The sequence below is a fragment of the Deefgea rivuli DSM 18356 genome (assembly GCF_000620145.1).
GTDB classification, from domain to species: domain Bacteria; phylum Pseudomonadota; class Gammaproteobacteria; order Burkholderiales; family Chitinibacteraceae; genus Deefgea; species Deefgea rivuli.
In genome coordinates, this window is the sequence record NZ_KK211081.1 from 289,490 (window position 1) to 315,009 (window position 25,520).

The 25,520-nt window shown below is 46.0% G+C and carries 27 protein-coding genes and 2 tRNA genes; 12 read left to right on the plus strand and 17 right to left on the minus strand.

Features of this window, described 5'->3' with window-relative positions:
- The first annotated feature begins 113 nt into the window (after positions 1 to 113).
- Positions 114 to 1,124: a substrate-binding domain-containing protein gene (locus tag Q320_RS0111280; RefSeq protein ID WP_027469096.1), complete on the plus strand. Its 1,011-nt coding sequence runs from the start codon at positions 114 to 116 to the stop codon at positions 1,122 to 1,124.
- A 262-nt stretch (positions 1,125 to 1,386) separates the two neighbouring features.
- Positions 1,387 to 1,650, plus strand: coding sequence for a translation initiation factor IF-1 (infA, locus tag Q320_RS0111285; protein WP_027469097.1), 264 nt, complete (start codon positions 1,387 to 1,389; stop codon positions 1,648 to 1,650).
- Positions 1,651 to 2,024: 374 nt separating this feature from the next.
- On the opposite strand, the gene Q320_RS0111290 is transcribed toward infA, so the two are convergent.
- On the minus strand, positions 2,025 to 3,632 hold the full coding sequence (locus tag Q320_RS0111290) for an ABC-F family ATPase (RefSeq protein ID WP_027469098.1): 1,608 nt from the start codon (positions 3,630 to 3,632) through the stop codon (positions 2,025 to 2,027).
- 301 nt (positions 3,633 to 3,933) lie between these two features.
- Here Q320_RS0111290 and Q320_RS0111300 point away from each other — a divergent pair, with 301 nt between their 5' ends.
- From Q320_RS0111300 to Q320_RS0111310, 3 genes are all read left to right on the plus strand, one after another.
- Positions 3,934 to 5,448, plus strand: a complete 1,515-nt coding sequence (locus Q320_RS0111300; RefSeq protein WP_027469099.1) for a cyclic-di-GMP receptor FimW-related protein — start codon at positions 3,934 to 3,936, stop codon at positions 5,446 to 5,448.
- Positions 5,449 to 5,513: 65 nt separating this feature from the next.
- Positions 5,514 to 5,603, plus strand: a tRNA-Ser gene (locus Q320_RS0111305).
- A 132-nt stretch (positions 5,604 to 5,735) separates the two neighbouring features.
- On the plus strand, positions 5,736 to 6,242 hold the full coding sequence (locus Q320_RS0111310; protein ID WP_027469100.1) for a hypothetical protein: 507 nt from the start codon (positions 5,736 to 5,738) through the stop codon (positions 6,240 to 6,242).
- A gap of 173 nt (positions 6,243 to 6,415) precedes the next feature.
- Here Q320_RS0111310 and Q320_RS0111315 read toward each other — a convergent pair whose 3' ends face one another.
- From Q320_RS0111315 to Q320_RS0111375, 12 genes are all read right to left on the minus strand, one after another.
- Positions 6,416 to 7,435, minus strand: a complete 1,020-nt coding sequence (locus Q320_RS0111315; RefSeq protein ID WP_211251222.1) for a tyrosine-type recombinase/integrase — start codon at positions 7,433 to 7,435, stop codon at positions 6,416 to 6,418.
- Positions 7,436 to 7,482: 47 nt separating this feature from the next.
- Positions 7,483 to 7,728 carry a DUF4224 domain-containing protein gene (locus Q320_RS19555; RefSeq protein ID WP_035853486.1) on the minus strand — a complete coding sequence of 82 codons (246 nt, stop codon included), beginning with the start codon at positions 7,726 to 7,728 and terminating at the stop codon, positions 7,483 to 7,485.
- An 84-nt stretch (positions 7,729 to 7,812) separates the two neighbouring features.
- Positions 7,813 to 9,123 (minus strand): type II secretion system protein GspD, encoded by a 1,311-nt coding sequence (locus Q320_RS0111325; RefSeq protein WP_245591004.1) that lies wholly within the window; start codon positions 9,121 to 9,123, stop codon positions 7,813 to 7,815.
- Complete coding sequence (locus tag Q320_RS0111330) at positions 9,120 to 10,187, minus strand: zonular occludens toxin domain-containing protein (RefSeq protein ID WP_027469103.1); 1,068 nt, start codon at positions 10,185 to 10,187, stop codon at positions 9,120 to 9,122. The genes Q320_RS0111325 and Q320_RS0111330 overlap by 4 nt, the downstream gene beginning before the upstream one ends.
- Before the next feature lie 4 nt (positions 10,188 to 10,191).
- Positions 10,192 to 10,506 carry a DUF2523 family protein gene (locus tag Q320_RS0111335; protein WP_245591005.1) on the minus strand — a complete coding sequence of 105 codons (315 nt, stop codon included), beginning with the start codon at positions 10,504 to 10,506 and terminating at the stop codon, positions 10,192 to 10,194.
- 7 nt (positions 10,507 to 10,513) lie between these two features.
- On the minus strand, positions 10,514 to 12,076 hold the full coding sequence (locus tag Q320_RS0111340; protein WP_027469105.1) for a hypothetical protein: 1,563 nt from the start codon (positions 12,074 to 12,076) through the stop codon (positions 10,514 to 10,516).
- Between the two features lie 110 nt (positions 12,077 to 12,186).
- Complete coding sequence (locus Q320_RS0111350; protein WP_027469106.1) at positions 12,187 to 12,417, minus strand: hypothetical protein; 231 nt, start codon at positions 12,415 to 12,417, stop codon at positions 12,187 to 12,189.
- A gap of 57 nt (positions 12,418 to 12,474) precedes the next feature.
- Complete coding sequence (locus Q320_RS0111355) at positions 12,475 to 12,717, minus strand: major capsid protein (protein ID WP_035853492.1); 243 nt, start codon at positions 12,715 to 12,717, stop codon at positions 12,475 to 12,477.
- A 48-nt stretch (positions 12,718 to 12,765) separates the two neighbouring features.
- Positions 12,766 to 13,029: a hypothetical protein gene (locus Q320_RS19560; protein WP_035853493.1), complete on the minus strand. Its 264-nt coding sequence runs from the start codon at positions 13,027 to 13,029 to the stop codon at positions 12,766 to 12,768.
- A 3-nt stretch (positions 13,030 to 13,032) separates the two neighbouring features.
- Entirely contained in the window at positions 13,033 to 14,829 is a 1,797-nt protein-coding gene (locus tag Q320_RS19565; protein ID WP_051534675.1) for a replication endonuclease, read from the minus strand.
- 1 nt (position 14,830) lies between these two features.
- Complete coding sequence (locus Q320_RS0111370; RefSeq protein ID WP_027469108.1) at positions 14,831 to 15,085, minus strand: hypothetical protein; 255 nt, start codon at positions 15,083 to 15,085, stop codon at positions 14,831 to 14,833.
- A 3-nt stretch (positions 15,086 to 15,088) separates the two neighbouring features.
- Positions 15,089 to 15,406 carry a hypothetical protein gene (locus Q320_RS0111375; RefSeq protein WP_027469109.1) on the minus strand — a complete coding sequence of 106 codons (318 nt, stop codon included), beginning with the start codon at positions 15,404 to 15,406 and terminating at the stop codon, positions 15,089 to 15,091.
- 374 nt (positions 15,407 to 15,780) lie between these two features.
- On the opposite strand from Q320_RS0111375, the gene Q320_RS0111380 reads away from it, so the two are divergent.
- Both Q320_RS0111380 and Q320_RS0111385 read left to right on the plus strand, forming a co-directional pair.
- The gene (locus tag Q320_RS0111380) at positions 15,781 to 16,389 is read left to right on the plus strand and encodes a hypothetical protein (protein ID WP_156939052.1); all 609 of its coding nucleotides are present in this window, start codon (positions 15,781 to 15,783) and stop codon (positions 16,387 to 16,389) included.
- Position 16,390: 1 nt separating this feature from the next.
- Positions 16,391 to 16,669 (plus strand): hypothetical protein, encoded by a 279-nt coding sequence (locus Q320_RS0111385; RefSeq protein ID WP_027469111.1) that lies wholly within the window; start codon positions 16,391 to 16,393, stop codon positions 16,667 to 16,669.
- A gap of 44 nt (positions 16,670 to 16,713) precedes the next feature.
- Here Q320_RS0111385 and Q320_RS22270 read toward each other — a convergent pair whose 3' ends face one another.
- On the minus strand, positions 16,714 to 17,061 hold the full coding sequence (locus Q320_RS22270; protein WP_373277221.1) for an EexN family lipoprotein: 348 nt from the start codon (positions 17,059 to 17,061) through the stop codon (positions 16,714 to 16,716).
- A gap of 305 nt (positions 17,062 to 17,366) precedes the next feature.
- Here Q320_RS22270 and Q320_RS20860 point away from each other — a divergent pair, with 305 nt between their 5' ends.
- Complete coding sequence (locus tag Q320_RS20860) at positions 17,367 to 18,191, plus strand: hypothetical protein (RefSeq protein ID WP_051534676.1); 825 nt, start codon at positions 17,367 to 17,369, stop codon at positions 18,189 to 18,191.
- Positions 18,192 to 18,561: 370 nt separating this feature from the next.
- On the opposite strand, the gene Q320_RS0111400 is transcribed toward Q320_RS20860, so the two are convergent.
- From Q320_RS0111400 to Q320_RS0111410, 3 genes are read right to left on the minus strand one after another with little or no spacing between them, the layout of a single operon-like run.
- Positions 18,562 to 19,233 carry a hypothetical protein gene (locus Q320_RS0111400; protein ID WP_027469113.1) on the minus strand — a complete coding sequence of 224 codons (672 nt, stop codon included), beginning with the start codon at positions 19,231 to 19,233 and terminating at the stop codon, positions 18,562 to 18,564.
- A 25-nt stretch (positions 19,234 to 19,258) separates the two neighbouring features.
- A complete protein-coding gene (locus Q320_RS0111405) occupies positions 19,259 to 19,813 on the minus strand; it encodes a hypothetical protein (RefSeq protein ID WP_156939053.1) in 555 nt (184 codons plus the stop codon).
- On the minus strand, positions 19,752 to 20,423 hold the full coding sequence (locus tag Q320_RS0111410; RefSeq protein ID WP_027469115.1) for a hypothetical protein: 672 nt from the start codon (positions 20,421 to 20,423) through the stop codon (positions 19,752 to 19,754). Before Q320_RS0111410 ends, Q320_RS0111405 begins: the two co-directional genes overlap by 62 nt.
- Before the next feature lie 1,047 nt (positions 20,424 to 21,470).
- Here Q320_RS0111410 and Q320_RS0111415 point away from each other — a divergent pair.
- The 4 genes from Q320_RS0111415 (at position 21,471) to Q320_RS0111430 (ending at position 25,517) form a co-directional block, all read left to right on the plus strand.
- Positions 21,471 to 21,560, plus strand: a tRNA-Ser gene (locus Q320_RS0111415).
- Positions 21,561 to 21,683: 123 nt separating this feature from the next.
- On the plus strand, positions 21,684 to 23,468 hold the full coding sequence (recQ, locus tag Q320_RS0111420; RefSeq protein WP_027469116.1) for a DNA helicase RecQ: 1,785 nt from the start codon (positions 21,684 to 21,686) through the stop codon (positions 23,466 to 23,468).
- A gap of 61 nt (positions 23,469 to 23,529) precedes the next feature.
- Positions 23,530 to 24,033, plus strand: coding sequence for a DinB family protein (locus Q320_RS0111425; RefSeq protein ID WP_027469117.1), 504 nt, complete (start codon positions 23,530 to 23,532; stop codon positions 24,031 to 24,033).
- Positions 24,034 to 24,245: 212 nt separating this feature from the next.
- Entirely contained in the window at positions 24,246 to 25,517 is a 1,272-nt protein-coding gene (locus Q320_RS0111430; protein WP_051534677.1) for a DUF3300 domain-containing protein, read from the plus strand.
- The last annotated feature ends 3 nt before the right edge of the window (positions 25,518 to 25,520 follow it).

Sequence of the window (25,520 nt, forward strand, 5' to 3'; positions counted from 1 at the left end):
AAGTACTTTTATCAAATGGTATTGCCATGCAAGCATTATTTATAAATGCCTATAAGCATATACCCAATAGATAATCCGCCCCACTCACTCCCTACTCTCAACGCCCAGATTCTATGACCAACTACCAACGCCTCACTATCGTCGATATCGCCAAGCTGGCCGGAGTTTCAAAAACCACCGCCAGCATGGTGCTCAATGGCCGCGCCGCGCAATATCGCATTGCCGCCAGTACAGTGGCGCGTGTGCAGCAAGTGGCGGCGGAACATCACTTTCAACCATCGGCATCGGCGCGATCATTGCGCTCGCGGCGCAGCGGTACATTGGGTTTGGTTGTACCTGAACTGAGCAATTTGGCACATGCTTTGCTGGCGCAATCGCTGGAAGCTTTATGCCGCGATGCGGGGTTTCAGCTATTTGTCGTGTGCAGCAACGATCAAACCGACACGGAAATTAAAGCCGTTGAGCAATTATTAGCGCGGCAAGTCGATGGCTTAATGCTGGTGCCCTGCTCCAATAATGCCAAGCTCTACACCAAATGGAGCAAGCGCTTGCCCTTGGTACTGGTCGATCGCCGCGTCATTGATAGCCCTTTGCCTTTTGTCGTGAGTAATGCAACCGAGCAAGTGTTTACGCTGATCGCACAGACTTTAGCGCAAGGCGTGACTGAAATCGCCTATTTTGGCGGGCAAATGGACTTGTCACCGAGCGTAGATCGACTCGCAGGTTTCCAGCGGGCATGGCAAGAACGAGGCTTGACCGCCAAACCACAGCTGATTTTCCACCGCGATTATCATCAGCAAAGTGGGTACGCGATGATGGCCGAATGTTTTACGCAACTCGGTCGCTATCCTGAAGCGGTCTTTGCCGCCTCGATTTCACTGCTCGAAGGCGTGCTGGCGTTTATGAATGAGCACGATCAATTCAAAACTGCGCCGCAATATTTGCTGAGCTTTGACGATCATCGTCTACTCGATTGCATGCCTCGCCCGATTAATACCGTCGTGCAAGACAGCGCACAATTGGCTGCGCAAAGTTTGGCGCGCATCATCGCGCTGCTGGCGGGCGAAGCGATTGAGTCGGCGTGGGTGCCTGCGCACATAAACTGGCGCGACAGCTATTGCTGATGGAAAAATACCTGTATAGTGTAGGGCTGTTCGTGAACCGCCTTTCCTTGTATTGGCCGTTACACGTAGGTAAATAAGTTGCTCAGCGCCTTATTTACAGCAAATTAGCCTATGTCCGGCATCTGATCGTTCGCAAGTTCGGCTATTCCCGCATAGATCACACTCCCGCTGCTTTGCGGGAGACTGCCGACAGCGCCCTTAATGGGATTCGCAGCGGCAGGCTCCGTATTCAATTGCTTATGTGCAAGAACTGGAAAAGTAAATGTCAAAAGAAGACGTTGTAGAAATGGAAGGTGTAGTGGCCGAGGTTTACCCGGATACTCGCTTTCGTGTCACCCTCACTAACGGCATCGAAATCACTGCCTATGCTTCTGGCAAGATCCGTAAAAACCACATCCGCATTATCGCGGGTGACCGCGTAACGGTTGAAATGTCACCGTACGATTTGACCAAAGGCCGCGTGAGCTTCCGTCATAAAGACGACCGCCCTGCGCCAGCACGGAACAATCAATTCCGTCGTCGTTAATACCCAAGGGTATATTGTCCTAGCCCTTATTAAATAAGATCTAGCGAGCAATACATCAATAACGAGCCTTTAGGGCTCGTTTTTTTATGACTATCAATTGCAAACTCAAATCAACAACAAACCAATTTATCCACGAAAAACATGCCCCGCAGGAAATACCCTTGGGGTGCGAAATGCACGAAAAATGCCGAACACCGCAGACTTCTTCCCTACATCCATTCAGCGATAGCCTTGCTCGTGTTTTTTCGTGGACAACGTTTTTGACTTTTGAATAGGCTGCATAAACTCAGCGGAAGATGAGTAAGCAACTCGTTACCATAAAAAAAGCCCGATTACTCCAAGGAGAATCGGGCGATTTTTTGGCTACGGCGTTTTTAAGTCGCTAAACCACGAGAATCAAGATATTCCTCATAGCCACCCAAAAAGTGATGGAAAGTACCATCGCCATTCAGTTCCAGAATTTGCGTCGCCAATGACGATACAAACACGCGGTCATGCGATACGAAAATCAGCGTGCCTTTGTACAAGTCCAAAGCCATGTTGAGCGATTCGATCGATTCCATATCCATGTGATTGGTTGGCTCGTCCATCAGCAATACATTCGGCGTTTGCAGAATCAACTTGCCATACAACATGCGGCCTTTTTCACCACCAGACAATACTTTCACTGATTTTTTCACATCGTCGCCGCTAAATAGCAAACGACCGAGAATCCCGCGAATCACTTGTTCTTCAACGCCAACCTCAGCCCACTGGCGCATCCAATCGAACAAAGTCATGTCTTCAGCGAAATCTTCTTCGTGATCCTGCGCAAAATAACCAACATCGGCTTTTTCAGCCCATTTCACTGTACCTGCGTCGGGTTTGAGTACGCCAACCAGCAGCTTCATCAGCGTTGATTTACCCACGCCGTTACCACCAATCACCGCGAGACGATTACCGGCTTCAAAAATCAGGTTCAGGCTTTGGATCAGCGGCTTGTCGAATGATTTGGACAAATTAGTCAATTCGAACGCTTGGCGATGCAGCTTTTGTTTGTCATCCACATCAAAACGAATGTATGGATTTTGACGGCTGGAAGGCTTCACTTCGACCATGCCATCTTTAATCTTATCAGCCAATTTCAAACGACTAGTCGCTTGACGGCTTTTCGATTTATTCGCCGCAAAGCGCTGCGCAAACGCTTGCAACTCAGCAACACGCTCTTTAGCTTTGCTGTTATCGGTCAAAGTGCGTTCGCGCGCTTGTGTAGACGCCAGCATGTAATCGTCGTACGTGCCCGGATAAATACGGATTTCGCCGTAATCGACGTCGGCAATATGCGTGCAGACTTGATTCAAAAAGTGACGGTCATGGGAAATGATAATCATCGTTGAATCGCGCTGATTCAGCGTGTCTTCCAACCATTGAATCGTATGAATATCCAAGTTATTGGTCGGCTCATCGAGCAGCAATACATCGGGATTAGAGAACAAAGCTTGCGCCAGCAATACGCGCAATTTCCAACCCGGTGCCACATCCGACATCGGGCCGTTGTGCAATTCAATCGGAATCCCTGCGCCCATCAGCAAAGCGCCAGCGCGGGCTTCGGCGGTGTAGCCGTCATATTCCGCTACTTTGCCTTCCAGCTCCGCCGCGTGCATATAATCGTCTTCGGTCGCTTCAAGGTTGGCGTAGATCGCATCGCGCTCATGAATCGCAGCCCACAATTCGCCATGGCCTTGCATCACTACGTCGATCACGCGTAAATCTTCAAATGCGAATTGATCTTGCTTTAATTTACCCAAGCGAATACCCGGATCAAGCGCCACGTTACCTGCAGTCGGCTCTAAATCGCCACCAAGGATTTTCATAAAGGTCGATTTGCCGCAGCCATTGGCGCCGATCAAACCGTAGCGATTACCGTCGCCAAATTTCACAGATACTTTTTCAAACAGCGGCTTAGCGCCAAACTGCATGGTGATGCCATTCGAACTAATCATTGTCTTTTTACGCTTTCTCGCCAGCACTGATGCCAGCAAGGTGTAAGATGTTGGGGTGCGCCTAAAGCCCGATTTCGAACAATAGACATCAAAACGCGCTATTTTAACACAATGCCAAAGACTAAAAACGCCACTGAGGCGATCGGCGCTGAAGTCGATCAGCAAATGCGGCTGCCTTCACAAAAAATGCAACGAATACAATCATTTAATGACAATTGCTTGCTCGAATATGGGGCAAGCGTTTATCTTTACTAGACAAAATATTTAAATAGCACTCGACGTAGCTAGGAAAACCATCAATATGTTTGATTTCACCAGCCTCATTAGCGCCTTACTAGGTAAAAGCAAGAACGAAGGTGTCTACGATTTAAAATCGGCCACCGTCATGATGCAAGAACTCCCAGAAAGCGACATCCTGCAAGCGCAAGTTGAAATCATCAAAGCCCTGCAACAAATCAACAGTAACCCTCGCACCAGTATCAAAGAACGCTTTAAAACTATCCCTTATCTCGATGAAAAAGCCCGCAGTCTGCAAGATCATTTAGTCGCGATTTATCAAGGCAAAACGCTGGACGATGGCGCGACACCCAAACAAGTGCTGCCGACTTTATTGGCATTTTGGAATGAAATGGGCGATGGTTATCGCCTATGTATTAAGCAAGCCAGCCAAAATACACCACGCGGCCTCGATAAAGAATTGCAACTGTTTACGCTACGCGGCTTGATGTATTTTTCTGAGCAAGCGCGCTGGGCTTATCTGCGTTACATGGAAATGGATAGCCGCACTTGGCGCAATCTAAATCGTTTGTATTTATTTGCCGAACAAAAAGGCTTTGCAACCCAACCTTTGCAGCCCTACCCCAACGCAGAAATCACCGACATTCGCCGCGAATTTATGCAGCTCTTGATGTTAGCGCTGGCGGTACCGGAAAAACTTCAACCCGCGCAAATCGAATTGGTCACGCAATGGCTCAAACGCTGGGCCAGTCGTGTTGATCTAGAAAGCCAAATCAAACCGAATCGCCAACTGTTCGCAATCAATATTGCGGGCTCAACGCCACCTAAGCGCCTACGCCGCGATATGGTCGGTGAAAATTGGCGCTATTGGTTTACCGAAACGCTGACCTTGCATATCAAAGAAACCATAGAAAAGCTGCAACAAGGTGAAGACCCTGTCGATCTAGGCTTACCAGCAGAATCAAATCAAGCGGCAAATATTGATTTAATGCAGCACTTAATTAATCTTTGGTCACGCGATACGCCAGCACCCGTGCGCAAAGCTGAGCGCCATGCAACGCAAAAATCAATCAAGGTCACGCGCGGCTTGGATGATGTGATTGGCCATTTGCGCGGCGAAGCACCGACAGACACCCAATCGCGCTGGAGTATCGACAACGAAAGCACCACCGGCATTGGTGTAAATTACCAAACCAGCCGCGATGATGAATTACAAGTTGGCGAAATCGTTGGGCTGGATGGCGTGGGCATGAATCCGGTTTCGGTTGGCATCGTGCGCCGTATTACCAAAAAGCGCGACGGCCAAGTCAATGTCGGCATTGAAACCATTTCACAAACGCCGATCATTGTTGAGCTAACGCCGCTACTGGGCAATCGAAGCTTCTTTGGCGTGTACTCACCGGAAAACACCTCGATCAATCAAAATCGCTTCTTGGTCGTGCCGCAGGCATTTTTTGCCGACAATCGAGAGTTCCGTTTAGCCGCACAAGGTAAGAGCTATCGCATCCGCCTCTCCCCTGCAATTGAACATACAGCAAACGCCTCACTGGCTAACTTTGCCGTTTTAGAAAAATTATAAAAAATTTATTAAAAAACGAGACAGGCGCGCAAATGCTTGCTATTATGCGCACCAGTTCAAGAAATGGAAGCGTGGCTGAGTGGTTTAAGGCAGCGGTCTTGAAAACCGTCGTGGATGTGAGTCCACCCAGAGTTCGAATCTCTGCGCTTCCGCCAAAAATTCGAATAAAAACAAAGCCCTAGAGAAATCTAGGGCTTTGTTTTTTTGTGCTTCTGAAAATATTCTGTTCCGCAAAAGTAAGTCAGTTCCGCAAAAGCTATTTTTCACCTAACAAACGGTGCCAAGTCATGATGAATTTTCTTTTAAGAATATGGAAAGATCCAGTCTGGAGTAAGGTCATAGCCACCTGCATCGTTGCCGGTGCGATTTGGCTTTGGAGTACCCTTAATACCTCTTCTTTTATAAATACGCTCTTCTTTCTAAATACAACCTATCCAACCCCATTGTGGCTCCTAATTCTTCTAGGCGTATGTACTGTCGTATTAATTTTTCGACTAATAAGCAAAAAAAAGAAAGTTACTATAGTTCCTACCCCTCTTGTTTCTAACACTTCTGATATTTTTGCCATCTTAGACCATTGGTGGCCTAAAGCTGAAGGCCAAAATCCATCAGATGTAGCTGTAGTTTTTAGTGATCTTGAAAAAGAACTTAACCTTAAAACAGGAAGCGTTCAAATTTCAATTGAAGCTGTAGCTATAGCCAACTGCTACAAAAAGAGGTTTATTGGTAACAATAATGCAACATTTGAGTATGACTTCGACAAAGCTTTTTCCTCAAATGTAATCACATATTAATCATCAATAATCTACTAAACAGACACGCATGACTGAATTTGAATGTCTTTATTCGTAAGCAAGCGGGGAAGTATTACAAACACGTTCCCCTCTACTCCCTTGCTTTTAAGGCAATGCCAATCTAGTTGTATACAACTGCTTAATCATGGGTGGCTATTTAAAATAATGACAAATTAGCGGGTCGGCTCAACCAGCTTACCCACTCTATTTCGCACGTAAGCACTAGTCATATTTTGCGTGGTATGGGCGAGCAAATCTTGCGCGGCGCTCATACCGGAATCCATTTCTTTTTCTGTTCCAGCTTTAGCGCGAAGGTCGCGAAATTGCCAAGTTTGGCCACTCAATTCACGCGCACGATCAAATTTATGGCGTAGCATTGATTCAGTAAGCGGCTTGCCATCGTCATCAATTAATAGCTTTAAACTACGCGCTTTATAAGCCTTTTTGCGCTCCATGATTCGTGCAATCACTTCTGCCAACTGCCCGATTACTGAAATACGAAGTTTGGCACCCGTTTTATTTTGCTTGACCCACAACACACCATCTTTCACGTCCGTTTCGGACATCTTTAGAACATCAGCTGGGCGCTGGCCAGTCAGCCATGCCAAATCCATTGCATCACGCAACACCACATCCGCTTGCTGATGAACTGCTTCATAAGCGGCGTCATCAACATACACATCACGGGCGCGTTCACGATAGCCTGCAATTCCTTGGCATGGATTCGGCTTATTGGTATAGCCCCATGAGCGTGCATAATTCCAGATATGCGAGAACAATGCTTTTTCACGATTGGCACGCACTCGGCCATCCCCTGCCGAATCTTCTTTGCCAGCCTTTTTTAATCGTTCTTTCGTCTCGGCAACACGCCAATCAAGGAACTGCCGAATATTAAGCGGCTCAATTTGATCCAGTGGCGCAGGTGGATCATCAAAAAATGCCAGTAATTTTTCGAGCTGCGTTAAATTGTCTTTTTGAGTTCTCGGCGCTTTTTCTGGCAGAACATCGCGAATATAGCGTTCAGCCGCATGCCGAAATGTAATCACTATGACTTCGGTGCGCTCAGCCTGCTCCAGCTCCGCCCATTTCAGAACAGCCGTCACATAGTCATTGCCCAGCGGAACTTCACGGCGCGGCTTTCCGCCTGCATCGTAGTAATACCAAACCTTTTCACCCCGATGACGCGCGCGCATTCGGGGAGGCAGGTTTTTATTTCTTGTTGGCACTCTGCCCATCGCCTCTATCTCGCCCCAGCAGAAATAACGCGCGGTGACCACGCCGCTGTTGTCGAGACCCCTGCTCCGTGTTTCGAGCCTTCAATAGCGGCACGAGTGACAACCGGCACGCCTCTGAAATTCAACCAATAAGGAATGCCAACGCTACGCAGCCATTCACTTTGCAATACTTCACGCGCTTTTCCACGCTGGCCAGTTTTGATACCTGTTAGCTGTATCAATTCTTCACGAGTTAAAAATAAACCGCTCATGCCATCACCCTTTTTGAAATCGTGTTCATATTTTCAATACACATATCGTTCTAGGCACGCCAATGTATAAATAATTGGCGGTACTTATAGCTTTGTGGCTTGTAGTAACAAAAGCACTTCGGTGCGATTGCTACTTTGGCTGTTGTTACGCATAAACTTCGGAAAAAAAGACAGCCCTGATGTACCTTGGCTATCCTTGTCTGTTGTCAGACCACCAAGCACAATCAACTCGCCATCCTCCGCTGTCACAGTTGTAGATAAGGCTCGCTTGGTCAGTGTGGGCGAGTTGTTCACGCCTGTTTCTGTCTTGGCAAAATCGCTAATTTGCTGATCGACTGTCATTTCGACCATCGCGCCACGTACAACAGGGCTAAGTGAAAGAATCACACCGGAAGACCGATATTCAATGGATTGAACTGCACCGCCACCACCTTGCGGATATGTCACAGCGCCTAAAACTGGAACGTCCTGTCCAACAGTAAGTCGAGCTTGCGCGCCTGATTTAACCCGAATTCGTGGCGTCGAAACGACCTTAAAGCGCGAATCCCCCGCCAGCGCCGACAATGCCAGGTCAAAGTTAGCCGCTTTAAAAGTGATCGAATTATTCAACGCAGCAGAATCACCACCGACTGATACTCCGAGCTTTCCACCTAGTAAATTTAGCGCCATGGAAAAAGCGGTACCTTCAGTATTGCCAGTTGTCACTTCGTAAACCACGGCTTTGACCGCAACTTCACCGCTCGCCGTATCGACCATCGGCAATAGTTTTTTTAGCTTGGCTATTTCATCCGCCGATCCTTGAAAAATCAGCGTATCGCTGTCTTGGTCTATCATTGCTGCCGCTGACGTAGGTGGCACAGGCATAGAGCCGCTCTCAATCTTTGCACCAGCAGGGGCGCGAACTGCTCTAGACGTTGTAAAGCCACCGGAAATAAACAGGGGTGTCAGAATATCCGCTAAATATGAGAGTGAACGGTACTGCGGGTGGTATACGAAAAACTCTTTGTTCACCGCTTCTTTTTCCGCCGCTGGTTTAATTTTTACGAAATCCACTCCGTTACGTGATTCGATTACGAAACCTAAGGTATCCATAAAATTGCGTAAAAATGTCCGAAGGTCGCCTTTGCTGGCATCAAATCGGAATGAAACTAAGCGATCATCCCTCAGCACGGCGGGGTCAATCACATACGGTTGTTTGAGGGCTTCGGCATATACCAAGCTGATGACTTGCGACACACTGATTTGCTGAAAGTCGAACTTAGGCGACTTTGGCAAACCCAGCATGGCCAAATCTGGAATAGCGCCTTCTGGCAATTTAGCTGCTTGCGCCATCGTGCAGACAGTCATCAGAAGGACTAATAAACTTTTTCGCGTACGCGAAAATCTCATACTCATTTTGATTGCCCCACTGGCACGCCTGCCGCTTTATCCATCGAGCCTGACCAGCGTGTAACGGCTTCGCCATCAATATGACCAACAATAGCCACTCCTTCGCCATTGAACATTGAAGGCGATTCCACTCTTATGCGGCCAGCCTGATCCGCAACAACAACCCAGCTAACATCATCAGCTTGCAACGTACCAACTACGCGCCATGAGCCTGAGAAATTCTGTCTATCTTGCTGCGGTAGAGTTTGCGTTGACGCCGACGCCACAGCCGAAGTTTTAGCCGGCGCACCTGGCACAGCTTTTGCCGCATTATTCGGATGAAAAAATCGCCATGCTCCCCAACCGCCGATACTCATCATCACCACTACGCCAACTGCATATAGCCACAGTGTTCGATTGGCCAACAGGTTTTGCCGCTTGTCGATGGCTTTTTCCGAGCCTTGGCCACCGGTGTAACTCTGATATAAGGGAAAAATCGCCGGATCATATTTCTTCTGCCGGTCGTCAATGCGTGTTTTGGCATTGAGCTTCCAACCTTCATAAATCTCAACACGGTAACGTTTGGTGAAACCCAACGACTTGTGTTTATGCATCCGAAACGTGAACTCGACTACGTTCTTGACCGAGCGATGCAAGCCCGTAATGTCTTGCGTCATCAACACCACGTCGCAGGCCACCGCCGTTTCAAGATGAACGTAGTGGCGATGCATACGGAAAAACTGCATGTGCTCATGACTGAGCTTGCCGTTATCCGTACCCCAAAAACGCCAGGCTTCATCAATTGCGACCAGATCACCGCCCAGAACCACAGATTCCAATTCTGGCTTTTCTTCATCAGGGAAAAATTGCGTCTGCAAAATACGTTCGTTTTCGATATGAATAATCCGACCCAGCTTGTCAATTTCAGCATCACGCTGATTCACTAGGTATTCATGAATCCTGTCTTCGTTAATCCCCGCCACATTGGTAACAACACGCCGACCATGCTGAACTGCGTCCAGAATGACCGATGAAACCACCTCAAATGATTTGCCAGAGCCTTGCAATCCTACGTATGCATTGATCGCCATCGTATTACCCGATTACCGGAATGCGGCGAATGATAAAACGCGTGGCATAAGCAGAAATCACCGTTGATAACCCCGTCGAAACGCTAAATAAATCGAGGAAATACCAGACAGATGTAGGAATAGCCGAGAACGCATTGGATAGCGTCGAAGCCTGTGTAGCGCCTGGATAAAGCTGGCTTTCCACCATCACATTGACGAATTCTTTCACAATGAAGAACAGTGCAAAAAAAGTCACAAATTTGACAATGACCGAGCGCAGCATGAAACCCAACATCGTGCGCAACGCTGACATTAAAATACCGAACAGAGCAGCAGGCATAACGACCTCAGGCAGAAAGAAGAATAAACAGGCCAACCAGAAGCCAAACTACAAGCATGACGGCGGCTAATTCCGAACGAAACTGTTCGGCAATCGTGCACTGAGCATCCATAACAATCGAACGGCCAAACAAATCAAAAGTAGGTTTAGGGCATTGCGATACATGCGATGGAGCCTGATAACTTCGTAACTCAGGAAAAAGCGAGGTCAATGGACTTAGAATCGTAGCCGCATCAGGGGTATCTTCTAATGTCGGATCAGGCACACCTGGATCTTCGCCAAGGTCTGGACGACCAGAGGGATTTGTTCCCGGATTCGTGCCCGGATTAGGATTTGGTATTGGATTACTGTTCGAATTTGCCGTAGGTGAAATTGGCACTCCATTAGGATCTGTCGCCGGATTCCGAGCTGGGCGCAACATATCGCCAAGTGTAGGCATAGCGTTTGGGTTGGCCGCTTGCCATGTAGCTACATCCGCAGCTGTAATCGGCTGGGTAACGCTATATGGAAGCCCTTTATAATTTGGGTCTTGAGCTGCACGCAGCCACGCTTCATTCGTAATCTCAGCCAATTGGCTAGCCGGAACGGGAATGGCTTTTTGGGCATCCGTTAAAGTAGGATAAGCATCCGTTAAATTGGTAAACGTTTGAGGGATTGGTGCATTTGCCCCTACAGTCCAATCAAATAATTGTTTCGTTTCAGTGGTAATCACTGGCATGCCGACAACTTCAACCCCCGATGCATTTTTAACCGGCGGCGGTGTAGTTGAAACTGTATAAGTTCCAAATAAATCTTGGCCTCCTCCAGAGCGAGGCAAGAAAAAAGCACCATTAAACGTTTTAACCACTCTTTGGCCAGAATATCCGTCATAGCCCCCACCATCGCTAATTCGCTTTGTATCAGCCTTCATAAAACGGGATATTTCAGCCAGAGAATATGCAATAACAACGAAATTACCATTGCTCAGCATGAAAGGTGCATCGACCCAATATTCTGCTGGTGCGGGAGGGTATGAAAGGCAGTCTCCACCATATGAACAACTGCCGCGATAAACTAGCAATCCAGATGCCACAGCCATCGCGCCAAAGCTTTCACTGGAGCCTGAACTTACTGGTGGTATATATGCAGGTTTAATTGGTGTACTTTCAGTCTGAATAACGACAGATGAGCCCGACTGATTAATACTTACTTTTTGCAACTGGTCATTCGTAAAATAATAAGCGCCTACCGCCATAACTCCAAGGCCCGCGGCAATAGTCAACCATACTGGTGCACCGGCAATCGCCAATGCTCCACCGACCACTGTGGATGCAATATTGACGGCTGTCATTTGCTTGCTGATTCCTGCCATTGTTGCGGCATAAACTGGCTCATTTGCGGCTCTTGCTAACCACACAGCATCATTCGCAGCAACTCCTTCAGCAGCAGCGATGCGATTAGCGACAATTCCAGCCACTGCTCGATTGACTACGTAATTCTCAACCGGCGCTAATACCGCATTGGCCAAAACTTGTTGCGCCAACATCGAAATCAAGCATAAGCACAGCAATGTACGTTTCCACAGTTTCATAACCCTTACACCTTCAAATTACTAATTGGAAATCCCTTTAACCACCGACCAACCGCAGGCAATACCCCAAACGAAGATAATCAAATACCAGAGCTCATTAATCGTCATGGCTATCGCCTAAATTTGCAGGCGAAATAAAGCGGGATACTTTCGAAAAAGAAAGTGTGCAAATAACGTACAAAGAAAAATACAAAAACGAAAGGGGCTTCCCAGCGTGGGTACTCCAAATAAACATGCTGGTTTTCAATGGAAAAATCTTCATACAGAAAAATCGAAATGACAGCGCCTAAAGCAAAAATTAATAAGGCGATCAGCGTAATTACTGCAATAAAAAAGTCCATTTATACCTCCAAGCCCAAAGGGGGAGACGTAAGCCTCCCCTGAAACCACCAGAACGATTAGCCGCCTTTAATCATGCGTAACACGGTTTTGGCACCCTTAATGGCGATATACACACCAGCCAGAAGGCCTGAAATTGCCAGCAATGCAGTAATGGTCGTGCTGAAATCCACCGCAGAAGTTAACGATGACAAATCAGGGGCAGTACTTGCAGCATTTGCCGCAGGAGCCATGACAGCACCTAGGCCAACCAGTACGGCAACGGCAGTAGATTTGGATTTAGCGATTACGTTTTTAAACATTTTTATCTTCCTTCAAAAAATACGGGAAAGCGCCCGCTCGCATACGTTTCAGCCTCGGCGAATCATGCCGAGCACCAATCCGATTCCATGAGAAACGAAATACAGACCTACCACTGTTGAAAATGCCAACGCCCAAATACCGGACGCATAGCCATAATCAAAAGGCGCTGTAGCCGCTTCAAAATTGTTTTGCTGTGATGGGTCGATGACATACGCCTGCACCACTTTCGTGGTTTGCCCTGCAGGGCAAGGAGTACGGGCTGGTGTGCCTGATGTGCAGACGACCACATTCACAATTTGTCCAATTGCCATGCTTTAACCATCCAGTCTGATTGCTTGAGCTGTACCTCGACTGATACCGCCTTGCTCAAACCGTGGAATAAAAATCTGATTTTCTTTAAAGGCAAAAACATCTAGTTCGCAGTGGCTCGGCGTTCCGCCGATCTGGCCGACCGTACAGTTATTGACACGAGTCCAAGGCTCGCTGTGCTCGCTGGCAGGAGAAAACTCCACAGTCCATTCATGAATCCGCGAGCGCACGAAATCACCGTCAATTCGATCAACAACACCTGTAATTTTTGATGTGCTGGCTTCGCCGTATTTATTGAGTAAATTGGTATCGCGCACGAGACCCAGCGGTAAATCACACAACTTCAAACCTGTGCCGCCAAGCACACGGACGTATTCAGCCCAATCTCCCTGATCGGCGGCGGCAGAAGCCCGTTCGAGAATGTCAGAATCAAAGGACTCTTCTTGGCGAGCGACGCGACGCAGTTCACGCCATAGCGTTACAGGTGCGACGCCAATTGGCTGAAACTGGCGAATACCCCAGATTGACGCCCACGCCTGCACACGTTCAGCAGCAGTAATGGCCTCAAAACCATCGTGGGTAACACCAATGCTTTCCCCGTCTGTTTGTTTGCCGTCGATGTTTTTTGAAATGTATTTAGCGATGTAGCCCGCGGCGCTACCGCGTTTCCAATCAATTTGAATAAACTTGATGCGGCGCTGCCATTTGATTTTTCCGCTGACGGAGTTGATCAATTCTTGCTGATCTTCTTGCGTGAAATAGCTGCGGAACAGCTCAAGCATGGCTTTGACTTGTTCTGCTTCAACGAATAAAAGAAGATGCCAGTGTGGGCAACCATCGTGATGCGGTTCGGCAATCCGAAAACCGTATGCGTTAATACCGCGCCGATGAAGTGCTGCACGTAAACGGGCATAGACTTGGGATAAATAAGCTTGCCCGTCCAATGGTGTCGCACCATTGAAATTTGGATTTGATATGGTTTTCTTTTTACCTAGTCGCTTGAACGCATGAAAACGGCTAGGGCATGTTGCAGTAATAAAAACACCAACGTGGCCGAGATCACGTGCAATACGTTCTTGTCCTGCAATACGCGTCATTAATTCGGAACGGCGAATGGCAGGATTTGAAACGCTGGTATCCGCTAGGTCTTGCAGCGAAAATGTATCGCCAGCTTCATTGGTCGCCTGCAAATTTTGCAGCAGTGTTTTGTTACGCTTCCGTTGAGCGCGGAAACGATAAACACTTTCTTCACTGGCATAAGCACCCGCTTGGATATTGACTAAACCCAAGCGAATTGCTTCGGTCTCCAATCTACGAGCGGTGCTGCGGCGTATCACACGACGCCAGTAATATTCATCCGTTAAACGCCGAAGCAATGTTTCCTCAGTCACACCTGCCTTGCCTGTCTCTGGCAAATCAGACAAAGCAACGTCATACTGCCTGGCAAATTCAAGCGCCCGAGACAGCAGTACCTTTGAATCATTGGTTAAAGGGGGGTACTTAAGTTGAGAAATAATCGCATCAGCAACTTTTTTCGCCTGATTCCGAATCTCTTCATCATTGGCCGCGAGGTTAAATTTCCCAGCAACTGATTCAATATGGTCGCGATATTCTCGAACCAAAATATTCCCAGCGGCAGCGGCTCGGGTATCACTACCTTCGGTTTTAAAAACAATGTCGTTATGCTTCCGACGAATAACGCGAGCAAATGCTGGTGGTACTTTTGCCAGGCACTTGTCTACAAACCATTTATCTTGCTGGTAATAGCGTTGACGGTATTCGACGGAAGAACGAAGTTCCACATTAAGCCCCTTGCTTCACACGGTATGGAACAAGCGGATCAGGCAGGCCAACGACTTTAGCAATGGCCTTGAGACGTACCTGATCATCTGTGTTCAATTCAATAAAATCCGGCGTGATTGAGCCGATCAGTGTTGAAACAAAAGCGCGGTCTGCCAGCAAGCGTGAAGATGGATGAGGCGCAGTAACAAACTCGATATACACCTCAGCGGCCATTTCGAGCGATTCCAGCAAGCGCGGGATTGGCATCGAGTTCATGGTTTATTCCTCGACGGCTGAATAGACGTTCACGGTCGGGCGACGGGTTACTTTTTCGCCTGTTTCTTTGTCAAGATATTGAAAACTCTTGGCGCGATAACCGCCGCAAGTTACAAGTGCTTCAATGGTCTCGCCTGCTTGTCCCAAGCGTTTTTTCGAGCGAATTTCTACAGAATTTGGCGGCGTATATTGATCGACAGCAGGGAGAGTCACTTCGGTATATGTAAAATCATCTGCACGGCGTACGGAGTGGATTCGGCCAAAAAGCAAAGCTTGATTTGGTTTGAGTGATAACTTTTGATTTTCTTGAGGTGTGCTCATTTTTGATTCCTTTACTGGTATGGGACGACATTAGAAAATTTAATTTGTAAAGTTCATCACTTCGATTTGCCGTCCGTCCTCGCTAGCTGCGGGCGGGCGGCAACTCAAAGCTGCTGAACAGTGAACAACTTGCTACTTAATTCAAAAATCACACGTTCGTTAATTTTGATAACAACAACCGGTTCGGTAACGTTCGGTGCTGGTTTCTTAACGTGGATAGGTACAAGTAAAATGCGTGTTTTTCTCAAAAATGACTCAGATGAGGTTCTTTGCAAATGGCAATACATAGACCATAATCACCTGAAGCACTCTGCACGGACAAAAAAGACATAACGAGTACCATTGGTACTCATAATTAACCAATGGTACTTATCATGTCAAGCGAAAATATTAGTGCGCGCTTTAAAACTGTGATCGACGCAACCACAAATGAAGCAAGGAAATTTAAGGAGCTTGAGGAATATTCAAATATTCAGTCAGTTAGCTGGAGAAAGGCTTACTCAGGTGGGCAGCGGCCAACAGCAGAAATGCTAGAAATTCTGAGCAGGCGTAACCCTGAATTTGCATTCTGGCTTGTCAGTGGTATTGATGACTCCGTGACCGGACATGTCAGCCCAACGAAAAATTTGCAGAATGCAACAACGACACTTTTAACTGCAAAATATCTAAAAAAAAGAATTGAAATTAATGAACTCGTGCATCAACACAATAATAAGAACGCGATCGACCACAAAGGAAATAATAAGGAATTAGTGGACAATGCGATTGATGAAACCATTGAAAAAATAATTCAATGCATTTTCAAGGAATACCCAGAGGCTGTAGGTACGATAGAAGGGAAAATGGATATTTTTGAAACAATAAATATTGACGAAAACAATATAGACTTAGTTAAAAATGAGTTAGAGACAACTTTGATTGAGTCAAACAAAAACATCGCAACAATCCTTGAAAAAAGAATTGAAACAATAAAAAATAAATAAAATGACTCTATATGCCAGCAAAGCAATACGCTTAACGGAAGACTACAACAAAGAAATACACGAAAACTTAGACCCATATCTCGAAGTTATTTTTAGTTATATATGGATACACGCAGAAAATGGAGCTTCACAATGCGAAATTCCATTGAAATTTCATGTCCTGCTCTCTTTAGAAAGTAGAGAGATTGAGTTAATTAAAAAAGAGCTTCAGCGCCTTGGCTACAAAGCCGAAAACGACCAAAACTCTTTAAAAGTCACATGGATTGAAGACAATAAGTGAGCTTACCTAGATCAGCCTATGCCATACCAAATAAAAATCACAATTCAGTTACTAAGAAAATTTTTCTTGAATAATTTTTTCTTTGCTTCTTTTGCATTAATACAGTCGGCATTAGCTGCATATTTAGCTGGATCATTGCTACATTTCTCAACAGTCTTGCTCAACTCTTCTTTATTTTCTGACTTCATCCAATAATTAACATCACGGCTAGAACTTTCTGCGAAACATAGAGTAGTCCCTACCAACGTGATAAAAACAAAAATGTATCTCACTGCCTTCCCCTTGTTTTTTAACGAATGAAACAACAAAGAAACGCTAACACAAAATGCAGGCGCAGTAAGTTTACAAAAATAAAGCAGGCAAAACTGTATGTTATTACTTACACAAACCACTATAAATTTAACAGGGAAAAACCATTAGGGCGCAGCCCCAAACCCTGCTCTAGCTTGCGAGGCGGCGAAGTCAGGGATAAAAAAAAGCCCCTAACTCCACCTGAAGCTTAGGAGCGCTACGTGAGCATCAAGAGGCTTTCGCGGCATAAAACGTGGCAAAAAAGCCACATTTATTCCACGCACCCTTGACCCTCACTACACTGAATATGTTCAATTTAGATTAACAAAATAATTGTAAGCAATATTCTGCTATTTATGATTGGCTTACTGTTTTTAAATCGAAAAGTATAAGTGGGCAGCATGGTATGCGTGATGACTTGATGATCGAAGCAATAGCATGGGAGTTGGATGCGAAAGTAAGTGCGCGCTCTGCGCATGCTTACAAATCAGTAGGCCACAAATTGGCCTACTTTTGTCCTGTCGAGGAGTGCCTTGCCTCAGTATCGCTAGGAGAAAAGAGCAACATCTACTTTCTGGCTCCAGATCGACATGTACCAGGTTGCCCAAATGATTCGAAGCGTACAGGTCAAGCTTCTGTTCCCGGAAGACCAGCAGCCCGACCAATGCAAGTTGTTGAAGAGCCGATCCCAAGCCACCTTGGACCACCCGCTGGTTTTAAGAAAAAACTTAGACTACCCTCTCGTGAAGAGCTGCTTCAGCTTGCGAGAGCAACTAGCGTTACGCCTGTATCTCATTTTGGCACTCTGAGGGAGGTGATCAAGGCGTGGAAGAAAATGCGGTCGTCGGATCGAGCGAAATTTCCTCTGACGATCAGTGGTCATCAAATGAACTATGAATCCGCCTTTCAATTTATTGGAGAGGCTGACCGAAATATTGAGCGGCTAAATTTTCAGGAACGAATTATATTTGGTCAAGCATATGTGGAAGAATGGGGTCATTGCTTTGCAGTGTTCTCGCTTTACAAGTTCACAGTTGAAGGCCGCAAGTTGTCCCTTCGTTATACTGTGAATAAAAAAGATAATCCGGAGGATTTACGTTCCTTAGTTGGACGTAATGTAACCATTTTTCTGCATGGGCCCGTGCCATACCTATCCCCGAAAGGGGATGTACTTATGTTGAAAACTGACCCCAATGACAAATATGCTGGAATCATCATTGTGGGACAATAAAATAAAAAATTAGCCAACAGCACCGAAACCCACTGTTTTTACAAGTATGGTATTTTAAATGGAATTAATAAGCATGAGAAGTAGCAGGCATTTGTAATTAATGGGGTTTTATACAATCCATAATTGAGTGGAGGGTAAACCTTCTTACTAGCAGAAGTCAAAAAAGCCCTGATTTTTCAGGGCCTTTTACTTATTTAAATAGTGAGTGAAGCTTCGTAGAGTAAAACGTGGCAAAAATCTGACGAATTTATTGCGCGTCCCTTAGTACCAATAACATATATGTGTATTTCATTACACTAATGCACTGCTTGCAGCAAAATAACTCGATGTTAATGAACGCATTGTAATGCTGAAGCCTGAAATACTTTTATTATAAACTCTCAAAATAACAAAGTAATTCTTCGTAAGCAGGAGTGACATCTTCTCTTGATAATGGGTATGTTGTTGCAGGACTAAGTAGCGCAGCCATAACCATAACAGGAGGAAAAAATTGGAATTTATCAATTTCATTCATTAAATCATTTATATTTATTGTTGTGTTATCTATATTTTCAAGTAATTTCTGTAGTTGATGTCTTTGTCTTAGTATGTCGGCTTCTCTGATTTCGAAGTTGTCTTCAAATAGAGTTGTATTCAAGTAATCTTTGACTAACTTTACAATGAAACTACCACATGTTAATCCGGTTCCGCACTCATTTATTCGGGCTAAGCCATTATTTCCAAAGAAATATCCTTCCGAGTTATAACCATAAGCGCAAGGAGTAGCCAAACTAAAATTGGCCTCCAAATATTTTATTAAGTATTCTGCATCATCAAGGGCGATTGAAGTATCTGCAATATACACATTGCGGTTATTCATGCAAAACTGCCCCAAATCGCGCCTTAAAAGCTCAATAGAATAAATATTTTTGTGCGCTATTCGTAAATCATTTTCTTCATTGAGCCACATAAGTGCTATGTGCTGACAGTCGTTTCCTATGCTGACAAGCAATTCGTATGCCTCAAAATCTCTGTCATGAATGCGCGAAATTTTATTTTTCATTGGGAGTCTTATGTATCTATTTGAATCATATAACTTGATCTTGCTCGCCTTCAACTAAAGCAAGTTTGCTGAGTGCACTTGATAATTTATCAGATGATTTGTAGCTATTGAGTAATCTAGTTAGAGTACCTAAAGCCTTTGGATTTAATTCATTTTTGTCAATACTGGATAGCATTCTTCCTAGCATTACAAATTGGCCGTTCTTAATTAATTTTTCAGTTATATATATAATTCTTTTATGGTCTGATCTTTTGTCGGACTTGAATAATTTCTCAAAGCCTGGGCTATCTTCAATCAGAAGTATTGATTGTGCATGTTCTAGTATAGCTAATCGATGCTCCAACGCCGCAATTGTGGCGCTAATTAATCTCTTGTTGTTGCTAATTTCATGGTGAACTTCTTCAATGGCTTTAGTAGTACTGCTTTCTCGCCACCTTAGAGATAAAAGTTGTTGAGTGGAAGAAGAAAGATCCGATTTTACCGATAAGGCAACCAGATCCGTTTTCACCCATTTGTATTCATTGCTGTACTGATTCAGCTTTTCTAAAGAAGGTTTCTGCAATGATATGAAGTATTTCATTTTTTTCACCAATATCGATTAAAGATTTAAACTCTTTAAGAATTCCTTTGGCATTAACTTTCAGTTCGTAGATGTCTTGAGTGTGAAAATAAGTTATGTAACATTCATTAACTCCATTTATACCACCATTTATTCTATAACCTATGGCCTCGTTAATGGCAGAGTCACAAAATGGTGACAAATCAACTGGGGATATTTTTTGAAAAGATGTGCACAGGTACTTGCTACCATCGATGATAGCTGTGTATCTTGCATCGGCGATTATTTTTTTATTTGACGTAATTAAAGCTAATATTTTTTCATAAATTTTAGCTTGATTTAATTTTTTAGATTGAATTATCAAAGGTTCAGGGGCTTCCCCATCAGGCTTTAACTTTATTTCAATATTAAAATCAATGGAGTCATCATTTTTGGCTAGAAAAATCTCATGAAAGATCTTCCCATCATCAATGCTTTCATTGAAAATTGGGCCTAGAAAGAAAATATCGCACTCATTATCGTCCGATGGAGCCATATCAACAGCGCGTAAATCGCTGACTAACTGATCCCAAAATTGATCGTTTGATTTTATTTTAAAATCGATCTCGGTCTTGACTATTTTTAAATCCATTTTTACACCAATATAGTGACTATTAATTCTTTGATACTTCAGCTAGCTTCAATGAGTAAGTATTCACATTGTCGCTATAGTAGACCCCAAGCATTTGTCTAGCCGACCTCAATTGTATCATACATCGTTTGGTTGGTCGGTTTTACGACATCCATCTATTGGTAAAGTACAACAAAATCAAAGTATTAGGCTAGAGTGAGTATCAATCAACACTGATAATCTTAGTGGATTAAAAGTCTACTGCCCGATGGATATCCGGTCACATCGTGTTTTACACACTACCCCAGATTCTGTAGGTTTTCTGTTAAATTTTATTGTTGCGGAGTGTTTTTTCTGCGGAAGCGTGAATGACCGCATTAATAAGTTGTTCTCCGAGTTGTGGGCGCTCTGCAAGTAATGGATACCGCTTACAAAGAAGCTGATTAGACAGCGCATTCCCATTCTGCCAAATGCTGCTGTCCAGTTCATTATCCGGGGCTCCCAAAAAGAAGAAGGCGAAGCGGGCATAGCTTCCAGTTGGTTCTCGCGCTATTCATTGTTCTAGCTCTTGCTTGGCCAAAGCTTGGGAAAAAAGCCAAGTTAGACATTCCTGATGGATGCCTTCGTATTTGAACGCAAAAGCCAGTTGCCCACTAAAACTCTCCAGAGAGCGGTATGATTCTGGGTAAACTTTAAAACGTATGTCCCTGTCACTCGATGTGGAGCGGTTACGCCCGATTTCACTCTGTCCGGCCAGCGGGTACACTGCTTAGATATTGTAGGTGAGCGATAACCATTGATACCCGATCTCAGCCATAAAATCGATTTCCACCATTAAAAAAATCCACCACCCTTATTCCATGCGCCCTTGACCCTCACTACACTTATATAGTGACCCGCCCGAACGTTCCGCAAAGCGGAATTGCATTCAAGTATTTCAAGCCCTGTAGCTGGTAAGATTTTTTGTGTTTGCGGAACAAGTATTTATCAAATAAATTTCCAAAAAATCAAAATAAAAACGGGACAAGCGCAGAAAGACTTGCTATTATGCCGACCTGTTCAAAGAACGGAAGCGTGGCTGAGTGGTTTAAGGCAGCGGTCTTGAAAACCGTCGTGGATGTGAGTCCACCCAGAGTTCGAATCTCTGCGCTTCCGCCAAGATTAAGTAAAAAAGCCCTGATGCGTCAGGGCTTTTTTGCGTTCTGCGGCACCACACAGCGATCCCGACAAAACCAGTTTAGAAGCTAGAACCGCGCATAACAGAGTACAATTGCTCCCCTGATGCTCAATACCCCACTCCACATACTTGAACACACTTTTGGTTACCACGCTTTTCGTGGTCAACAAGGAGATGTGGTCGACCATATTTGCGCTGGCGGCGACGCGCTGGTTTTAATGCCAACGGGTGGCGGTAAATCGCTGTGTTATCAAATCCCTGCGCTAGTACGAAACGGCTGCGGCGTCGTTGTTTCGCCGCTGATTGCACTAATGCAAGATCAAGTTGAAGCGCTACAAGAACTCGGCGTGGCTGCTGCATTCCTTAATTCAACGCTAGACGCGAACGAAGCGCGCGAAGTGGAACGGGCTTTTGTCGCTGGCGAATTGAAATTACTCTACGTTGCGCCCGAACGGCTAACGACGATTCGCTTTCAATCGCTACTGCGCCAATCACCGATTGCGCTGTTTGCGATTGATGAAGCGCATTGCGTATCGCAATGGGGTCATGACTTCCGCCCTGAGTACCTTGCGCTGTCAGTGCTCGCCGATGATTTTCCAGATGTACCGCGCATTGCGCTAACGGCCACTGCGGATCACGCCACGCGGCAAGAAATGATTACGCGGCTGCGGCTGGAACGCGCGCAGCAATACGTTTCCAGCTTTGATCGCCCCAATCTGCGTTACAGCATTGTCGAAAAGAAAACCGCCCGCGATCAATTACTGACCTTTATCCGCCGCGAACACGAGCGAGATTCTGGCATTGTGTATTGCCTCTCGCGTAAAAAAGTTGAAGACACCGCCGCTTGGTTGCGGGAAAAAGAAATCCGCGCCCTGCCCTATCATGCCGGGCTAGACGCAGGCGTGCGTGCCAAAAACCAGCAAGTGTTTCTGCGCGAAGAAGGCGTGGTGATGGTCGCGACGATTGCGTTTGGCATGGGAATTAATAAACCTGATGTGCGCTTTGTCGCACATTTGGACATGCCCAAAAGCATAGAAAATTACTACCAAGAAACTGGCCGCGCTGGACGTGATGGTCTGCCAGCAAATACCTGGCTGGCGTATGGCCTCAACGACGTGATGCTGCTGGCGCAAATGATAGAGCAAGGCGGCAGTAGCGATGAGCAAAAACGTGTTGAGCGACAAAAGCTCGACGCTATGCTCGGCTTGGTTGAAGGCACCGCTTGCCGTCGACAAACTTTGCTCGCCTACTTTGGCGAAACCACCACAGCTTGCGGCAATTGCGATAATTGCCTGCATCCGCCCAAACTGGTTGAAATGAGCGCCGCCGCGCAAAAAGCCTTATCTTGCGTGTATCGCACTGGGAACCGATTTGGCGTTGGGCAGCTAGTCGATGTGCTGCGCGGAAAAACCACGCCCAAAGTGAAAGAGCATCTACACGATAAAATCACGACGTTTGGCATTGGCAAAGACGTAGATGAAGCCAGCTGGCGCGCGATTTTCCGCCAACTCTTGGTGCGCGGCGCATTGCAGTTATCACCGGATGGCCATGGCGGCCTGCAACTGACCGACGCGGCTCGGCCTTATTTAAAAGGCGAAACACCGCTGTATTTGCGTGAACGCACCGAAAAATTCAATTACAAAGACAAAGACAACGACTTTGCCAATCCGCAAGAACTGGCCTTGTGGCAAGCGCTACGCCGTTTGCGCAAGCAGCTGGCCGACGATCAAGACGTACCCGCCTACCATGTGTTTGGCGATGCTACGCTGAAAGAAATGATCCGCCACCATCCACGCGATCATTATGAATTATCGAAAATCTCTGGCGTGGGTGATCGCAAGCTGGATAAATATGGTGATGCATTTTTGGCGGTTTTAAACGGCGCCTAATCGCCACCAGCACTTAAAACCCTTACACTCAGATTAATCCCGCCTTTTTTCTGAGTGAACCATGAGCACGCTACTGCTTTCGCTATTTGAATACAAAGCTTGGGCTAATCACGAGCTGTTTCAGGCGCTACAAGCTTTGGATCCTGATTCGCAGCATGAGCAGCTGCATGCGACGCTTAGGATCCTGAATCATATTTACGTCGTCGACCGTATTTTCGCTGCGCAGCTGCAAGGCATTCCCCACGATTATTCCAATACAAACACAAAGGCCACGCCCACATTGGCGGCGCTTTATCACGACGTGCAAGCTTGCGATAACTGGTATCTAGAATATATTGCGGCACTAAATACAGAGCAATTGAGTGAAATGCTGAAATTTACTTTTGTCGATGGCGACTTAGGCCGCATGTCGCGCGAAGAAATTTTGGCGCATATCATCACGCATGGTGGCTACCATCGCGGCGCAGTCGGGCGGATTATGGCGCAAATTTCAATTGCGCCACCACGCGATATTTATTCTCGGTTTTTGCATTTTAGTGAACCCAAACGCCGCAATCGAGTTTAAAACTAAGCACTGAAAAATGCTTTTCTCTCGGCTCAATATTCGCCTCAGCCCACTCTAGATAAAAGCCATGTATTGCTGCTTGGGTATCAAATTTGCTGCATTATCAAATCAAGTAGACATCAGAGAATGATGGCCTATGTATAATTACATAGGCATTTTGGCATGGACGCGTCACACTCAGTGAACGCTATGCAATTTAAGAAGGAGCTCGTATGCCCCGTTTAATGCAATCCCTATTTATCTCAGCAGCGCTCATCACATCACCATTGCTGCTCCTTAGCACTGCAGTGCAAGCAGCAAATACCACAGCAAGCACTGCCGCTGCGACGTTTAGCCAGCAAGAAATCGAGCAATTAGTCGCGCCGATTGCACTCTATCCCGATGCTTTATTGGCGCAAGTGCTAATGGCCTCAACTTATCCGCTGGAAGTGGTGCAAGCAGCGCGCTGGCGCAAAGATAATCCGAAACTGAAAGATAAAGCGCTCGAAGATGCATTGCAAAAGCAAACCTGGGATCCTGCGGTGAAATCGCTCACGGTTTTCCCTGATGTGTTGCAGATGATGAACGACAAAATCGATTGGACGCAAAAACTCGGTGATGCCTTTTTAGCGCAGCAAAAAGACGTCATGGAAGCCAGCCAACGTTTGCGCGCCAAAGCCGATGCAGAGGGCAATCTAAAAACCAGTAAAGAACAAAAAGTCAGCACCGAAGCCGCAAGTAGCGGCTCAACAACGATTTACAAAATTGAGCCTCAAACTGAAACTATCTATGTACCTGTTTACAACCCAACCGTAGTTTACGGTACATGGCCATACCCCTACTACACACCTTATTACTGGTATCCACCAGCTTATCCTTATGGCGGTGCGGCCTTTGGTTTTACGACTGGGATTATTTTTGGCGCTGCGCTCTGGGGCAATAGCAACTGGGGCGGCAACGACGTCAATATTGATATTGACCGCTACAACAACTTTAATCGTGTAGAGCATTACGACCGTGGTAATGGCAACAAATGGAATCACAATCCCGAACATCGCCGTGGCGTTGAATATCGCGATAACAAAACACGTGACCAATACCGACCAAGTGCAGGTACACGCGATCAGCAGCGCGATGACTTCCGTGGCAAAGCCGATGCATCACGTGGCGATTTGAAAAATGTGGATCGTAGCTCAGTACAAAACCAGCTCAAAGACGCAGATCGCAGCGAAATCAGTAATCGCGCCAAAGATCAAAGCGGGCAACGTGATCGTGCCAACACGTCAGACCGAGCCGCAGATCGAAGCGGTCAAGCCGATCATGGCAGCCGCGATATGAATCGTCCCTCTAAACCGACATACGATAACAATCGTTCAGCAGCATCACGGGATAACGCGTTTAGCGGCGCTGATCGCGGGCAAGTTAATCGAGCCGCGAGTACCCGCGGAGCCAGTTCACAGCGCAGTATGTCGCGCCCTACCCGCTCTGGCGGCGGCCGTCGATAAGGA

What these genes read in the sequence shown, in the direction of transcription:
- Q320_RS0111280 (WP_027469096.1), top strand. Translation starts at nt 114, where the DNA reads ATGACCAACTACCAACGCCTCACTATCGTCGATATCGCCAAGCTGGCC.
- infA (WP_027469097.1), top strand. Translation starts at nt 1,387, where the DNA reads ATGTCAAAAGAAGACGTTGTAGAAATGGAAGGTGTAGTGGCCGAGGTT.
- Q320_RS0111290 (WP_027469098.1), bottom strand. Translation starts at nt 3,632, where the DNA reads ATGATTAGTTCGAATGGCATCACCATGCAGTTTGGCGCTAAGCCGCTG.
- Q320_RS0111300 (WP_027469099.1), top strand. Translation starts at nt 3,934, where the DNA reads ATGTTTGATTTCACCAGCCTCATTAGCGCCTTACTAGGTAAAAGCAAG.
- Q320_RS0111310 (WP_027469100.1), top strand. Translation starts at nt 5,736, where the DNA reads ATGATGAATTTTCTTTTAAGAATATGGAAAGATCCAGTCTGGAGTAAG.
- Q320_RS0111315 (WP_211251222.1), bottom strand. Translation starts at nt 7,435, where the DNA reads ATGCGCGCGCGTCATCGGGGTGAAAAGGTTTGGTATTACTACGATGCA.
- Q320_RS19555 (WP_035853486.1), bottom strand. Translation starts at nt 7,728, where the DNA reads ATGAGCGGTTTATTTTTAACTCGTGAAGAATTGATACAGCTAACAGGT.
- Q320_RS0111325 (WP_245591004.1), bottom strand. Translation starts at nt 9,123, where the DNA reads ATGAGTATGAGATTTTCGCGTACGCGAAAAAGTTTATTAGTCCTTCTG.
- Q320_RS0111330 (WP_027469103.1), bottom strand. Translation starts at nt 10,187, where the DNA reads ATGGCGATCAATGCATACGTAGGATTGCAAGGCTCTGGCAAATCATTT.
- Q320_RS0111335 (WP_245591005.1), bottom strand. Translation starts at nt 10,506, where the DNA reads ATGCCTGCTGCTCTGTTCGGTATTTTAATGTCAGCGTTGCGCACGATG.
- Q320_RS0111340 (WP_027469105.1), bottom strand. Translation starts at nt 12,076, where the DNA reads ATGAAACTGTGGAAACGTACATTGCTGTGCTTATGCTTGATTTCGATG.
- Q320_RS0111350 (WP_027469106.1), bottom strand. Translation starts at nt 12,417, where the DNA reads ATGGACTTTTTTATTGCAGTAATTACGCTGATCGCCTTATTAATTTTT.
- Q320_RS0111355 (WP_035853492.1), bottom strand. Translation starts at nt 12,717, where the DNA reads ATGTTTAAAAACGTAATCGCTAAATCCAAATCTACTGCCGTTGCCGTA.
- Q320_RS19560 (WP_035853493.1), bottom strand. Translation starts at nt 13,029, where the DNA reads ATGGCAATTGGACAAATTGTGAATGTGGTCGTCTGCACATCAGGCACA.
- Q320_RS0111370 (WP_027469108.1), bottom strand. Translation starts at nt 15,085, where the DNA reads ATGAACTCGATGCCAATCCCGCGCTTGCTGGAATCGCTCGAAATGGCC.
- Q320_RS0111375 (WP_027469109.1), bottom strand. Translation starts at nt 15,406, where the DNA reads ATGAGCACACCTCAAGAAAATCAAAAGTTATCACTCAAACCAAATCAA.
- Q320_RS0111380 (WP_156939052.1), top strand. Translation starts at nt 15,781, where the DNA reads ATGTCAAGCGAAAATATTAGTGCGCGCTTTAAAACTGTGATCGACGCA.
- Q320_RS0111385 (WP_027469111.1), top strand. Translation starts at nt 16,391, where the DNA reads ATGACTCTATATGCCAGCAAAGCAATACGCTTAACGGAAGACTACAAC.
- Q320_RS20860 (WP_051534676.1), top strand. Translation starts at nt 17,367, where the DNA reads ATGCGTGATGACTTGATGATCGAAGCAATAGCATGGGAGTTGGATGCG.
- Q320_RS0111400 (WP_027469113.1), bottom strand. Translation starts at nt 19,233, where the DNA reads ATGAAAAATAAAATTTCGCGCATTCATGACAGAGATTTTGAGGCATAC.
- Q320_RS0111405 (WP_156939053.1), bottom strand. Translation starts at nt 19,813, where the DNA reads ATGAAATACTTCATATCATTGCAGAAACCTTCTTTAGAAAAGCTGAAT.
- Q320_RS0111410 (WP_027469115.1), bottom strand. Translation starts at nt 20,423, where the DNA reads ATGGATTTAAAAATAGTCAAGACCGAGATCGATTTTAAAATAAAATCA.
- recQ (WP_027469116.1), top strand. Translation starts at nt 21,684, where the DNA reads ATGCTCAATACCCCACTCCACATACTTGAACACACTTTTGGTTACCAC.
- Q320_RS0111425 (WP_027469117.1), top strand. Translation starts at nt 23,530, where the DNA reads ATGAGCACGCTACTGCTTTCGCTATTTGAATACAAAGCTTGGGCTAAT.
- Q320_RS0111430 (WP_051534677.1), top strand. Translation starts at nt 24,246, where the DNA reads ATGCCCCGTTTAATGCAATCCCTATTTATCTCAGCAGCGCTCATCACA.